11 protein-coding genes and 2 pseudogenes are annotated in these 13,620 nt (G+C 58.6%); 5 read left to right on the top strand and 8 right to left on the bottom strand.

The window, feature by feature from the left end; genetic code table 11:
* Positions 1-264 precede the first annotated feature (264 nt).
* Positions 265-1,158: a hypothetical protein gene (locus K5K89_RS19295; RefSeq protein ID WP_315901960.1), complete on the top strand. Its 894-nt coding sequence runs from the start codon at positions 265-267 to the stop codon at positions 1,156-1,158.
* Positions 1,159-1,187: 29 nt separating this feature from the next.
* The gene (locus tag K5K89_RS19290) at positions 1,188-1,577 is read left to right on the top strand and encodes a hypothetical protein (protein WP_222540069.1); all 390 of its coding nucleotides are present in this window, start codon (positions 1,188-1,190) and stop codon (positions 1,575-1,577) included.
* 396 nt (positions 1,578-1,973) lie between these two features.
* Here K5K89_RS19290 and K5K89_RS28720 read toward each other — a convergent pair.
* Positions 1,974-2,209, bottom strand: a pseudogene (locus K5K89_RS28720) (site-specific integrase); the annotation flags it as partial.
* A 420-nt stretch (positions 2,210-2,629) separates the two neighbouring features.
* Here K5K89_RS28720 and K5K89_RS29035 point away from each other — a divergent pair.
* Positions 2,630-3,406, top strand: a pseudogene (locus K5K89_RS29035) (PAS domain-containing protein); the annotation flags it as partial.
* Positions 3,407-3,505: 99 nt separating this feature from the next.
* The gene (locus K5K89_RS29030; protein WP_371322063.1) at positions 3,506-3,943 is read left to right on the top strand and encodes a methyl-accepting chemotaxis protein; all 438 of its coding nucleotides are present in this window, start codon (positions 3,506-3,508) and stop codon (positions 3,941-3,943) included.
* A 102-nt stretch (positions 3,944-4,045) separates the two neighbouring features.
* Here the strand turns inward: K5K89_RS29030 and K5K89_RS19280 are convergent, their stop codons facing one another.
* The 7 genes from K5K89_RS19280 to K5K89_RS19250 all read right to left on the bottom strand — a co-directional run bounded on the left by K5K89_RS19280 (position 4,046) and on the right by K5K89_RS19250 (position 11,942).
* The gene (locus K5K89_RS19280; protein ID WP_222540068.1) at positions 4,046-5,686 is read right to left on the bottom strand and encodes an AMP-binding protein; all 1,641 of its coding nucleotides are present in this window, start codon (positions 5,684-5,686) and stop codon (positions 4,046-4,048) included.
* Between the two features lie 25 nt (positions 5,687-5,711).
* The gene (locus tag K5K89_RS19275; protein WP_222540067.1) at positions 5,712-6,992 is read right to left on the bottom strand and encodes a GTP-binding protein; all 1,281 of its coding nucleotides are present in this window, start codon (positions 6,990-6,992) and stop codon (positions 5,712-5,714) included.
* Positions 6,989-7,651 carry a nitrile hydratase subunit beta gene (gene nthB / locus K5K89_RS19270; RefSeq protein ID WP_222540066.1) on the bottom strand — a complete coding sequence of 221 codons (663 nt, stop codon included), beginning with the start codon at positions 7,649-7,651 and terminating at the stop codon, positions 6,989-6,991. Before nthB ends, K5K89_RS19275 begins: the two co-directional genes overlap by 4 nt.
* A 41-nt stretch (positions 7,652-7,692) precedes the next feature.
* Positions 7,693-8,295 carry a nitrile hydratase subunit alpha gene (nthA, locus tag K5K89_RS19265; protein WP_071492182.1) on the bottom strand — a complete coding sequence of 201 codons (603 nt, stop codon included), beginning with the start codon at positions 8,293-8,295 and terminating at the stop codon, positions 7,693-7,695.
* Between the two features lie 80 nt (positions 8,296-8,375).
* Positions 8,376-9,890 carry an amidase gene (locus tag K5K89_RS19260; protein ID WP_222540065.1) on the bottom strand — a complete coding sequence of 505 codons (1,515 nt, stop codon included), beginning with the start codon at positions 9,888-9,890 and terminating at the stop codon, positions 8,376-8,378.
* A gap of 118 nt (positions 9,891-10,008) precedes the next feature.
* Positions 10,009-10,878 (bottom strand): transporter, encoded by an 870-nt coding sequence (locus K5K89_RS19255; RefSeq protein WP_222540064.1) that lies wholly within the window; start codon positions 10,876-10,878, stop codon positions 10,009-10,011.
* Positions 10,875-11,942, bottom strand: coding sequence for a phenylacetaldoxime dehydratase family protein (locus K5K89_RS19250; RefSeq protein WP_222540063.1), 1,068 nt, complete (start codon positions 11,940-11,942; stop codon positions 10,875-10,877). Before K5K89_RS19250 ends, K5K89_RS19255 begins: the two co-directional genes overlap by 4 nt.
* 544 nt (positions 11,943-12,486) lie before the next feature.
* Between K5K89_RS19250 and K5K89_RS19245 the strand changes: the two genes are divergently transcribed.
* Positions 12,487-13,422: a helix-turn-helix domain-containing protein gene (locus K5K89_RS19245; protein WP_222540062.1), complete on the top strand. Its 936-nt coding sequence runs from the start codon at positions 12,487-12,489 to the stop codon at positions 13,420-13,422.
* Positions 13,423-13,620: the final 198 nt, after the last annotated feature.

Genomic DNA, 13,620 nt, shown 5'->3' with positions numbered 1-13,620 from the left:
ATAAATGGCCCAGCCCTCGCTCTGTGATGCGTGGAGTACATATGCCCTCCTTCTGGGTTCCCTGGTATTTTCAGTTTCCAGGTGTTCAGGTGATTCAGGCAGATCCAGGAGCTATGTTAATGTGCCATCACATTAACGGTATGGAGAGTCGTGATGGGTTGGAAAGGGACTGTACGTTCGCTGCAAGCGTCTGCACGGCGATCAGAGCGCAACGCTCATCGCCGGCAGCGTGAACTTGAAAAACGACAGAAAGAGTACGCAAAGATGGAAGCGCTGGAACAAGCAGCGTATGAAGTTGAGGTGTACGAAAATCACATAGATATCCTCCTTTCGATGCACAAGGAGTGTGCAGAGCCTGTGAAATGGAAGCGGCTTCTCTCCAATCCTGAACCTAGACAGCCACTCAAGAGCAATACTCTTGAGCAAGAAGCTAAGCATGCTGCCGCTACGTATCACCCCAATTTCTGGGCTCGGCTCTTCAAGCTAGAGGCTCGTCAACGCGCAGTCCTGCTCGGCAAGATTGGCACCGCACAGGCGGAAGATGAAAGGCAGTATCAGGCTCAGCTTGATGAATGGAAGACTGCCAATACCGAGTGGGCAGAGGAGCGGGACATTGCGATCCGTATCCTTGATGGTGACCGTCAAGCCAAGCTCGATGCCATCGAAGCTTTTGAGTCGTTTGCAGAAATCTCGCACCTCGGCTCAGCCATTCAGATGATTGTTCATGAAGGTGGTGTCCTAGAAGCCAGACTCGCTATCCATGGCTCCGACGTGATTCCGACTGAAATCAAATCTCTACTCAAAAGCGGCAAGCTGTCGACTAAAGCTATGCCTGCTGGGCGGTTCAACGAGCTTCACCAGGACTACGTGTGCAGCTGCGCTCTGCGAGTAGGTCGAGAGTTGTTGGCAATCCTGCCGGATGACCTAGTCATCGTCACCGCTCTGGACAATTTGCTCAACAGCTCGACAGGTCATATGGAGGAGCAGCCAATTCTGAGTGCTGCGTTCTCTAGGCCAACTGTTGACGGACTTAACCTCGAAACCATCGACCCGTCTGATGCGATGAAGAATTTCGTCCATAACATGAGCTTCAAGAAGGGTGCTGGATTCTCGGCCGTTGCTGCTCTTGATGCTCAGCGTTTCGCCCTAACCGTATAACTGAATCATCTGAGAATCCAGAGAATGAAATGGCAAACATGAAACAAATTGGCTTGTACACAGGCATATCGGGAGCCTTGGCATCAGTGGCGGCGCTCGTCCTGCCGACCCAGGCGGTTTCGCACAGCTCCAGCGGTAACAACAGTCCGGTCATTTCTGGCAACGGCAACAACGTCAGCTATCAATCCGGGTTTCCCGATCTTGAAACGATAAGAGCCCAGCGTCCCAACATCAGTGACCAACAATACGCTGCAATTATGCCCGGCATGACATATGAACAGGTGCTGGATATCGTCAAGATTCCTGGTAAGGAGGCCTCCAGTGGCGGCAACGTGCAGATCTATACGTGGGGGACGGAGGTGTACGTATATATGGCGGTGACCTTGGTAAACGGCAAGGTTGAATCCAAGTCACATTGACACGGTTCCATGGTATTGCATCGCCAGGTAACGTCATGGATACCAGGCGACGCAGTTCAGCATTGATCTATTTGCCCCGAGGCTTACCCGCGTCACTCCGCTTGTCTCGAATTTGACCATCTTGATTTCGCGAGCGAGGCTGTTGGCCACCGCCGGGCTTCGGAACGGTCACATCTTTTGATAGGGCGTCGATCTGTCATCGTAAATCTCCTACGAGTGTGGGGTTTTTACACCTAATCTCCTAAGCTGACTTACACTAAAATACATCATGTTGTGGTTTGTGCTTGTCGTAAGCACAATATAGAGCGTTTCTTCACGTTGGCAATGACTGGTGTATGTTTGTGTTCTCGCGGGGGGATTTTGTCTACTTGCGCATGAAATGTCATGAGCCTGTTAAATGAGCGCTTGGACTTGGTTGTGTGCCTTGCGGATGTCCGTCAAGGATTGGCACTCCCAAGACTCGCGGGCGTACTCTTTGTTCTGCTTGCCCCACCGATAGCGATAGAAGAGGCTGATCGACACACTGTTCTTGCGGACTGAGATTCGACCGGCCAGATTGCCATCCTCTCGGAGGATTCGGCCGGCATCATTGGCGGTCAGCGACTCGAGTTCTTTATGGTGATTTTGGCGATGAAACGGACTCCCCCTACTTTTACCCCCACAAAAACGCCGGCTCTTGATGGACGTTACTGGAGTCTCGTAGAGCAGAACACCGCTGGAGCTCAAGTAAATACTAGCTTAGAAAAATCCAGAGCAGAATTTTCGAAGCTATCAAGAAGTGTAAAAAAGAAGATGGGGTGCTAGGGGTCGAGTGTTCGAATCACTCCGTGCCGACCATTATTCCTGAGTAAAATCAGACTCTTAAGCCGATCAGTTAGATCGGCTTTTTTGTGCCTGCACAAAACTTCTCGTTGATTTCGCTGATGTTCAGATCCGGAACTGCCTCGGACCAGATGATTTCCCCATGGGTCCCGCTGATAGTTCTTGGTCATGCCCTCAATTTGCGCCATGAGACGCCGATACGATAGGTATGACCCAAGAGGCGGTGTCCTATGTTCAATGCAAGCCTTAAGAAACAGCTTCAATCTCAGACCAGTGAACTGTTAGAGCTTCGCCAACTGCGCGATGGTCTGAACCGTGAAATGCTGACGTTGAGTATCGACTCGTCGTTTAACATCACGGCCTGCAACGAAAACTTTGGAAATACGCTGGGCTACGCTCCGGATCAGCTTGTCGGTCGCGCCATGGCCGAGATTGTTCCCTCGTATGTCTCCAAACTGCCGTGCTTTCATAACTTTCGAGCGGCGGTGGCCGCGGGTAAGTCAATCAGCGACGATTACAGATACCTTCATGCCAATGGTTCGTTGGTGTGGATTCATGCACATTGGCAGCCAATCATGGACGCGAGCGGCCAGTTGAGTCATGTCACTTGCTACGCGACGAACATTACCTCCCGAGTGGAAAAAGCCTCGGAAAACGCGTCGTTCATTGAGGCGTTATTACGTTCTACTGCGGTGATCGAGTTTGATCTCTCCGGGCATGTACTGATGGCGAATGATCAGTTTCTACAAGCCATGGGCTACAACCTGGGACAGGCAAAAGGGAGCCATCACCGGGTTTTCTGTAAACCGGAGCTGACTTCGTCCCAGGCGTACAAGGACTTCTGGGCAAAGCTGAACAGAGGTGAATTTGTTGCCGGCCGGTTCGAACGTATAGACAGTCGCGGCCAAACGGTGTGGCTGGAAGCGACCTACAACCCGGTTTACGACACCGAAGGCAATCTTTGCAAAGTGGTGAAGTTCGCCACGGTAGTGACCGATCAGGTGGCCCGTGAGCAAGAAGTGAGCGGGGCCGCCCAGACGGCATTTGAAATTTCTCAGCAAACGGATGTCAGCGCTCAACGAGGCGCAGTCGTCGTCAACGATACGATGCATACCATGCGTAAGATCGCCGTTGATATGCAGGCGGCCTCCGGGGGAGTAGAAGCGCTGGGCAAACAGTCATTGTTGATCAGCTCAATTATTCAGACGATCAGCAGCATCGCGCAGCAAACCAATCTTCTTGCTTTGAATGCTGCGATTGAAGCGGCTCGCGCAGGTGAACAAGGTCGAGGATTTGCCGTTGTGGCTGATGAGGTTCGACAATTGGCGGGCAGAACCAGCACGGCGACTGAAGAAATCGCGTCGGTTGTCTTGCAGAATCAGAAGTTGGTCGATGAGACCGTCGCTGAGATGGCCAACAGCAAGTCCCAAGCCGAGCAAGGCCTGGAACTTGCCACTCAGGCAGGCCAGGTGATTGTTGAAATCCAGGACGGTGCCAAGCAAGTAGTCGACGCCGTGGGCAGGTTTGCGACCCAGTTGGCTTAGGGAGCGAAAGGGCGCGCCAAAGCTGTCATCAAGGATGGGGCCTGGACACGGCCCTGCGCTGAAACGCCGGCCGGCTCAGCACAGGAACCATCCGCCCCTAAGTCATGTGTCGAGTGCGTGCTGTTTGGCTATTTCCTGGTTACGCAAAATAAACCGCTGCAACTTTCCACTCGGTGTCTTGGGTACTTGTTCGACGAATTCGATTTCCCGCGGGTAAGCATGTGCAGCCAGGCGCTCTCGCACGTGCAGGCGCAGGATTTCCGCCAATTCGGCGCTGGGCGAATACTGGCCATGCAATACGATAAACGCCTTGATCAGTTCAGTGCGCTGCGGGTCGGGTTTGCCGATCACCGCGGCCTCGACCACCGCCGGGTGTTCGATCAACGCGCTCTCGACATCGAAAGGCCCGACGCGATAGCCCGAGGTGGTGATCACATCGTCGTTACGGCCGACGAAGCTGATACTGCCGTCGTCATTCAACTCCACGATATCGCCGCTCAAGTAATAGCGGCTGACGAAGGCGTTGGTCAGCATCGCGAAGTAGCCGTTGAACCAGCACTGCGGCGAACGCTCGCGGTCCACCGCCAGCACGCCAGGCTGGCCAGTCGGCAATTCCCGGTGGGCGTCATCCAGCACGACAATCCGGTATCCCGGCACCGCATAGCCGGCCGAGCCCTCACGTACCGGGTGGCATAGCCCATGATGATTGCACAGCACCATGCCGATTTCGGTCTGGCCGTAATGGTCGTGGATGACCACGCCGAGCTGTTCGGCAAACCAACGGATGACTTGCGGGTTGAGCGGCTCGCCGGCGCTGCTGACGATACGCAGGTGGCCGCGCACGGCGTCGGCGAACTCGGCTCCTGCCGCGATCAGCAGGCGATAGGCTGTCGGCGAGCCGGCCAGGTTGCGGATGCCGTATTTGGCGATGATCCGGCAGGTACTCTCCACCGAAAACGGCCCGTCATAAAACAATGTGGCATGGCCACATGCCAATGGACCGGTCACTGCATAGTACAGGCCATACGCCCAGCCAGGGTCGGCGAGGTTCCAGAATGGCTCGTCCTCACGCAGGTCGATTGCATCACGCATATAGCCCTTGAAGGCCAGGAGGGCGCTTAAAGGCACTTCCAGCGGTTTGGCCGGCCCGGTGGTGCCCGAGGTGCACATCAGCAGAAAAGGCGCACTGGCATCCAGCAACTCGGGTGCGCATTCGGTGTGTTGATGATCCAGTGCACTCCAGAAATCGTAATCGCCTGGGGCCCGTGCATGGTCGCCGGTCACCAGGATGCCTGGGCAGTCCGGGATGTCATCCAGCTTGGAACGGTTGTGCGCGTCGGTCACGATCCAGCGTGCCTTGGAGCAGCCCAATCGCTGCTCGATCGCCTTGGGACCGAATGCGGTAAAAAGCGGCTGGTAGACCGCGCCGATACGCCAGGTGCCCAAGATGGCGATCAACAGTTCAACCGTGCGTGGCATCAGACCCGCGACACGCTCTCCGGGCTTGACTCCCTGTTCCCGCAGAAAGTTGCCGAAGCGCGCAGCATGGGCCTGCAGTTCGCTGAAGCGGTAATGCGTGGCACGGCCATCCCGCGTTTCGCAATACAACGCCACGGCATTTGCGTCGGCGTGGCGGTCGCAGCATTCGACGCAGGCATTCAAGGCATTCAGCTCGCCCTGCAAATCCTGCGCGGCCAGGCGTAAAAAATCGAAGGAGCTCACTGCTGAGTCGTAATCGCGCATAACGTACCTGATTGTTATTGTTGGATTAGGTGCTTTGCCCACGCCCATGGTGCGGGGGGGAGGTTGCCCCAGCGTGCAAGGCGGCCGACAGGGCCTGTGCGTCAAAGGCAGCCGCCCCCGGCAGGGCTCGCCAGGCCGACGGCCCGGCGGCGATTTCCTCGGCACTGAGCAGGCAGTGGTCGAGTTCACGCTGCAAAGCATGGGTGTCGAGATCCTGGCCGATGAACACCCACTCCTGCCGACAGTCACCGACGATGCTGTCCCACTTGGCCATGATGCTCTGCAACCGGTATTCATCCCGCGGCCACTGCGACTGCTCGATGAAGTTCCACCAGTGCCCGACGTAGTCCCACTGGAACTGCGCGCCGCTTTGCGCCAGCAGGCCGGTTTCCAAGTGTCGGCTGGCCAGCCAGAAATACCCTTTGCTGCGTAACAGGCGGCCGTTGCTCCAGGGCCGTTGGAGGAAATCGAGCAAGCGTTGTGGATGGAAGGGCGCGCGTTCGCGGTATACCCAGGACGTCACGCCATAGGTGTCCGACTCGGAGGCCGGAGCGTCTTCAACCTTCATTTTCCTCATCCAGCCCGGCGACGCCGCAAGGCTGGGCAAGTCAAACAGATGGGTGTCGAGGAGGCGGGTCAATTCGACCTGGCCGTGGGCCATCGGCATGATCCGGGCGGTCGGATTAAGGCTTGCGAGAATCGCCCGCACAGCCTGATAACCCGGCTCGTCGATCAGGTCCCGTTTGTTGACGAGAATGACGTTGGCGTATTCCACCTGCTCGATCAGCAGGTCCGCCAGAGGACGTGCAGGGGTGCTCTCCTGTGTGTCGTCGCGGGCCACGGTGTCCGGTGACGTGAGCAATGCCTGAAAACGGCTGCCATCGACCACCGTCACCAGGGTGTCGAGCCGTGCCAGTTCGCTGAGGCTGAAGCCTTCAGCGTCAAGGAAGGCGAACGTCTCGGCGACCGGCATTGGCTCCGAGATGCCCGTGGATTCGATGAGCAGGTAATCGAAACGCTGCTGACGCGCCAGGGCACTGATCTGTTCGAGCAGATCGGCGCGCAGCGTGCAGCAAATGCAGCCGTTGCTCATTTCGATGAGTTCATCGCGACCACGGTGCAGCGACACGTCGCGCTGCACCTCGGCGGCATCGATATTGACCTCGCTCATATCATTGACGATGACCGCCACCTTCAGGCCTTCGCGATTGCGCAGGATATGGTTGAGCAGGGTGGTCTTGCCGGCACCGAGGAAGCCGGAGAGCACCGTCACCGGCAGTCGGCCCGCCTGGGTGCCGTCCCTCATACGTTCACCGCTCGAGGGGCATCGACGCGGTCCAGGTAGCTTTCGAACAGATCGACCACCACGAAGCCGTCGTCTGCCGCATCGCCCCACAGATCTTTCACGGAAAACTCCACATGGTAGGTCGGCTGATGCGCCGCGCTTGTATCGCCGTGGCCGATCGCGTCCGGGAACGGCCATTTTTCCGACGTGCGATGCAACACCACGCCTTGCTTGCCGCGCACATAGGCCGGCATGCGGATATGCCCGGCCACGTACTCGTCGCGCACGACCACGCGGTCACCGACCTCAAACGGCGCTCGACCGGTGATCGCCGCACGACCTCCAGCCTGTGCCGGGTTTGCCAGCTTGAAGTGAGAACCCAAGGCCTGGTCGAGCTCCGCCTGGGTGATGACGCCCGTTTCGACCAGCAGGGTGGCGGTCGCGATGACGTAGCGTTCGTAGTACTGGGTGCCGACATGTTGGCGAACGTCCAGGCGTTCGACGGCATGACGCACTTCGTCCACGCTGAACTTCTTCAAATGATCGGCCCCGACGAACATCAAGCTGTAGGCCAGGTGCTCCCAGTCCTGCTTGAATACCTGTTTGTAGTCCAGGCTATTGATGGTGTGAGGGACTTTGCCAAAGCCTTGGAAACCGCCGAGATCGTGAAAGCCATCCATAATAGAAACTCCGGGAGTTGAACGATGATGCGTGGTTTTTCTCAGCCAACGCGGGGCAGGGCGACGCCGATCAGCACGTCTTTGGTCACGAGTGCCTGAAGCTGCTCCTCACTCATGTGCTCGGAACCTTCAGGCCTTACCGGCAACACCAGGTAGCGGGTCTCGGCGCTGGTATCCCAGACCTTGACCACCACGTCGGTTGGCAGCTCCGTCCCCAGTTCTTGCAGCACCGTGCGCCCCTCCCGGACCAGGCGTGCACGGAACTCGAAGCCCTTGTACCACTCGGGCGGCAGGCCGAGCACCGGCCAGTTGGTGCAGGAGCACAAGCTGCAGACAATGACGTTCTTCACCTGCGGCGTGTCTTCCAGCGCGACGATGTATTCGCCCTGCGGTCCGGTATAGCCGAACCGGGCACACGCAGCGGTGCCGTCCTTGAGCAACAGCGCCCGGAATTGCGGATCGACCCAGGCCTTGGCGACCACACGGGCGCCGTTCTCCGGGCTCCAGCCGTGCTCCATCAATTGCGTGAGCTGCTCGACGTAGCCCTCTGGGATAAGGTCCTTGCTCTTGAGGACTTGAAACAATGCCCAGGCTCGTTCACCCGGGGTTGAAGTGCCCGCAGGCGTGGAATTGGATGGACTCATGGGGTATCTCCTATCAGTCAACGCGGTTGTGGAGTGGTTGAAACGTGCCGGTGTTTCTTATTGTTTTCCAGGTTGGGCGCTCAGAGCGTGCGCCAGTCCACCGTGGCTTCGAACGCCGCCGCGGCCTGGTAGATCGTGCCTTCGCCGTAGTGCCTGGCGACCAGCATCAGCCCGACGGGCAGCCCGTCCACCAGGCCGCAGGGAATCGACATGGCCGGATGCCCGGTGATGTCTTGTGGCGCGATATTGCCGATCATTTCCAGGGCGCGGGCCACGTATTCAGTGATCGAACAGCCCGCTGGCGGGTGGGGCTGGGCGGTGATGGGCGTGGTCGGCATCACCAGCAGGTCATAGCTCTGCAAGGCCTTGTCATAGCCTTGCCGGGCGAAGCGGGCGAGGTTCTGGGCCTTGGCGTAATACCGCCCGTTGTAGTGGGTCAGGCCGTACTGGCCGACGAACATGCACAGCTTGAGCGACGCGGATAATTGGTCCGCCTGTTCGCGCCAACCGGCCTGTTTGTCCAGCAGGCCGACGTCGTACAGGCCTTTCCAGTTAAAGCCCGCACCGTTGCCGTGCATCATCTGCATGGTCAAGCCTTCGCAACCGATGGGATGCCACAACGAACCTGCCAGGTTGTGTTCGGGAACGGACACCGGCTCGACATGGGCGCCCAACGCTTCGAGACGGGCGATAGCGTCGCGCACCTTGTCCGCCACGCGCGGGTCCTGATTGGCCAGCGCGAACCCTTCCTGCAACACGCCGATTCTGAGCCCGCTCACGCCCCGCGCCAGGTAACTGCAATAGTCATCGACCTGGGGCGCCGCCTGGCGTGGGTCGAGGCCATCGGAACCGGCCATGGCCTGCAGCATCAGCGCGTTGTCGTGCACGTTGGCGGAAATGGGGCCGACATGATCGATCGTCGCTTCAATCGCCATGATGCCGGTGTAGGGCACCAGGCCATGGGTGGGTTTCATGCCGTAGGTGCCGCAGAAGGCCGACGGGATGCGGATGGAGCCGCCTTGATCGCCGCCCACGGCGATGTCGACTTCACCAGTGGCGACCAATGCCGCGCTGCCCGATGAAGACCCGCCGGCGGCATACCCGTGACGATGGGGGTTGTGTACCGGGGCTGGGTCAGAGGTATGGCTGCCGCCCGACAGACAGTAGTGCTCGCAAGTGGCTTTGCCGAGGATGGTCGCGCCGGCATCGAGCAAACGCGTGACCACGGTGGCATCGAAGCCCGGCACAAACCCTTCCAGCGGTGCGGCGCCGTTCATCATCGGGACGCCGGCCAGGGCGATGTTGTCTTTGAGCGCGACGGTTTTACCGGCCAGCAGGCCGCCACGGGCGCCATTTACTTCAGTCCGGTAGTACCAGGCGTTGAGCGGGTTTTCCTTGGCCGAGGGACGATAGCCTGAGCTGCGCTCGTAACGTATCGGCGGAACGAAATCACACAGTTCGTCGACCAGGTCGTATGCATCGAAACTCGGTTGCATCAGGTCCAGGTAGGACGCTGCCTGTTCGTGGGTCAGTTGCATGTTCAACTGGGCCGCAATGGCTAACAGCTGATCAAGCGTGGGACGAGTAATGGCCATGATTTTCCTGTCTTTTTATCGATTCAGTCCGGGTAGCAATGGACACCAAATTAGGCCTCTATCACTGTGTTCGCATGGTTGAGCAGGACACGCATTTGGCTGAAAAGGACAGCGGCACTCAGAACACTTTCAAGACGCGCAGATTCAGGCGTGCACCTTCCCTGAAGCCTTGCTCCACCTCGAGATCCCTGCCGAGCTGCGCCTGGACCTGCAAGGTTGGATCGATAAAGTGCGTGACCGTGAAACGTGCATAGGACGTCGATACGCCATCGTGCTGGTCAACGCCGTCGACGCTGGTTGCGGCCCCGATGACATAGCCTCCGCCGAGGGCGAACGTGGTGCTTGGGGTCCAGTTGTAGCGCACGGCGGCCTGGTACTCGTAGCGCGTGTTTTCTTCGAGTTTTGCGCTGCTGGCGCCGTAGTCGTGATTGGTCGAAACCCAGGACACGTCTGCTACGGTGTCCAATGCCCACTGCGCTGAGAAGTGGTGGATGTAGGCTGCTTGTAGCGTCGCCCGCCAGCGATTCTCGCCCAGGTTCAAGGCATCGTTTTTGTCGTAGCTGCCCACGGGGATGTACAGGTAGGGGGCCAGGGCAAATACATCTTTGTTGGCGGTGGGCAGTGTCCACTTGAGCGGGGCGGTGAGAATTGGGTCGCCCACGCCGTGGGCATCGCCCAGTGCGCCGACATCACCAGCGGCGTTCATGTAGCCGAACGGCAGCAATATCTGCGGTTCCCATGAAAGGTTTTCGCCGAGGCCTACGGCATGGATGTAACGCAGGATCCCTACATCGGAGCTGAGCTTGGCGTTGTCCGAGGTTCGATGGCCGTTCTGATACAGCTCGGACCGGTCGGTGTGCTGGTAGTAAAACAGCACCGCATCGGCCCCGGCGGGCAGCGGCTCGAAATCCCCCGGCGCGACTTCAAGGGCCTGGCTTTTGGCAAATGGCAACATCCCCAGCACCAGCACGAGTCGACTCACGTTCATGGCCGTTCTCCTTGTGCGGCAGCGGCATCGCGCAGCATTCCGGTGTGCGGATGGCAGTTGATGTACTCGAAGATCTGGCTGTTGGCGTCTGACACTGACACTTCGTGGTACAGCCGCAACTTTTTCAAACCGGCGGCCACGCGGAAGAACGTCACGAAAATACACAGGTGGGTCGGGTGGGATTCGGCCCAGCGCTCGAGTTTTTCCACCGAGCGCCAGTGGCCGATGTTGTAGCTGATGTCGAGAAAGTTGCCGTCCAGGTCGATATTGCGCACGAACCGATTGCTGTAGCAGCCCAGCGGCTGGCCGTTGTCACGCAGGAAGTCCATGCCGTCCTGCAAGGTTGGCAGAATTTCGTCGAGGTACAGCGCGCGCTCATCCGCCTCGGCGTCCGCCCAATCCTGGCCGGAACGAATCAGCGTGAGGTTGTCATGCCCCAGCACCACCACCCGTCCGCCCCTGGCAGGATCACCGCTGATCACTTGCAGCTCACTGGTAGGCTTCATCCAGTCGGTCTGGGAGATCGGAAAGCGGTCGCGCATCGAGCCCCAGTAACCGTGCTCTTCGATTTCGCCGCTGGTCTTGTCCATGACTGCGCCGACACCGGGCAGATTGTCCTGGAAGGCGTACAGCGTCTCGAACTGCTCCGCGCGCGGTGCGCTGATTTCACGAAAATAGCCCAGCCCGTCGTCGAGGCGATCCTGGGAGGCCCACCAGTCGTTGACCGGTGCGCAGCGTAACCAGCGGCAGTGAGCTGCCGGGTCTTTCCAGTAGCCGACCACCATCAGGTTATCGAAGCCGCTGTTGTCGGTGTGGTGGGTCACGTCATGGTTCTGCGGGCCATCGGCGAGGCTGAAGCTGCCGACGATGTGACGCATGGCCTGGAGCGCGGCTTCGCGCTGCGTCTCCCCTCGGTACTGCACGCCGAAGTAAGCCATCACCACCTGTTCCAATTGCTCGTCGGCGCGTGCAACCCACATGGCAAAGGGTGGCTGGTACTCTTCGGGCACACGGCGAGACAGGGTGCGTGGGCATTTGAGATGTGTGTCGATTGCAGATTCCATGTTGAGCTCCTCGTTATTTTCGTTCAGGCCTACGGGCGGGCATCAGTGCTGGGGCGACGGGTCGCGCTTGGCGGTCTGTCGTCGGCGCAGCAGCTTCATGGCCCCCCACTCAATCAACCAATAAGCCGACTCTTCAGGCACGAGGTCGCGCCTCTGCAAGAGCCAGGAGGCATCAGCCGAAGGGTGTGAACAGTGTCGATGCATGGCGTGCCTCATCAGCGGGGAGTTGAGCTGCTGTGAGGTGGAAATTAGGCGTGACGGCAAGGCGGCGCTTGGTTCGTCGAGACAACCGTTTGGCTGGAAGAGACAACTCCGGTGGGGACTGCCACGGGTGATCGGCGTTGGTGCGCCCGTGTCGAAAGCTCAGGCCTCTGTGCCTCTTATTGGGGACGACGAGGGCGTTGAAAGCCACGCTTGGGTGCAGGAAACCGATAGGCGTACGTGAGGGCGAGCGTCAATGTGCCTGGCCTGTTAATTGCTAGCGCTGAAAAGCCGGTAACACCTTTTCGAGCTCTTACTGCATCGCTGTACCGAGGTCAGTGCCATGAATCCAAGCACTCAGTATTCGACCCTTGCCGTTGCTGCACCACGTCGATTTGATTACTGGAAAGAAGTGGTCTGTCGCCATTGCTTGGCGGCCGATAGCAAACCCCTGTCCCAGAGCAGTTTCGATGGCGTTCTTGCGGTCAATTCCCTGGGCGCTCTCGATCTCTGTTCCCTGTCATCGCCCCTGCATTACTGGGAGCGTTCCGAGCAGCATCTGCGCAGCGGTCCGGCCGACGATCTATGGTTGGGGTTTGCCCGAAACGGTTATGGACAGATCGAACAGAGCGGAAGAAAAGCCAGCCTGGCAACGGGCAATTTGTTTCTTTATGACGCAACGCAACCGTTCCGATTCAGCCTTGGTGGTACCGAAAACCACCTGGTGCGTATTCCGCGGGCATTGCTGACCGAACGCCTGCCGCGTATTGCGGAGCACACCGCGATGGTCCTCGATGATCGGCGGCCTGGTGTGATTCCCTTGCGGGAAATGCTGCGCCAAGCAGCGATTACGCCGGCATCCTTACAGGATCAGGGCATCTCCAGTCGCTATTCAGGGGCGTTGCTCGACCTTCTGGTGATCAGCCTGGAACTCCAGGACCTGAAGGCCACTCACCAGGAACTGGACCTTTACGGCCGCATCATGCAGTACATCCAACGGCATCTGGCCGAGCCGGACCTGTCGATTGAGGTCATCGCCCAAGCCCACAATGTGTCCACCCGCACCGTCACGCGCGCCTTCGCGCGGCACCAGAAAACCCCCGCCGCAGAAATCTGGAGGGAACGCCTGAATGCCAGCCGTGAAGCGATCGAGCGCGGCCAGGTGCGCAGTATCTCGCAAGCCGCACTGGACTTCGGGTTTTCTGACTTCTCCCATTTCAGCCATGCGTTCCGCAAAGCGTTCGGCGTCGCGCCTAACACCCTGTTGCAGCGAAATTGAGAGGGCTTATCCAAGGAAATGAGCGGTCAATGCAATAGGGTCAAGCAGGGGGAGCGCTAGCCTGCGCTCCTGTTCCTGGACATATCAACCTCAAACGTTATCTCCTCTGCAAGCTGCTGTACGCTCGAGCTGTCTGCAAGCTTGGCCAGGTTGATACCCGTAGTGCAGAACATTGATTCAGTATCTGGCTGCCTGACA

This window comes from Pseudomonas sp. DR208 (genome assembly GCF_019823005.1).
GTDB lineage: Bacteria > Pseudomonadota > Gammaproteobacteria > Pseudomonadales > Pseudomonadaceae > Aquipseudomonas > Aquipseudomonas extremorientalis.
The sequence above is the reverse complement of the archived record's forward strand: the minus strand, read 5'-3'. Positions and strand labels throughout refer to the sequence as shown.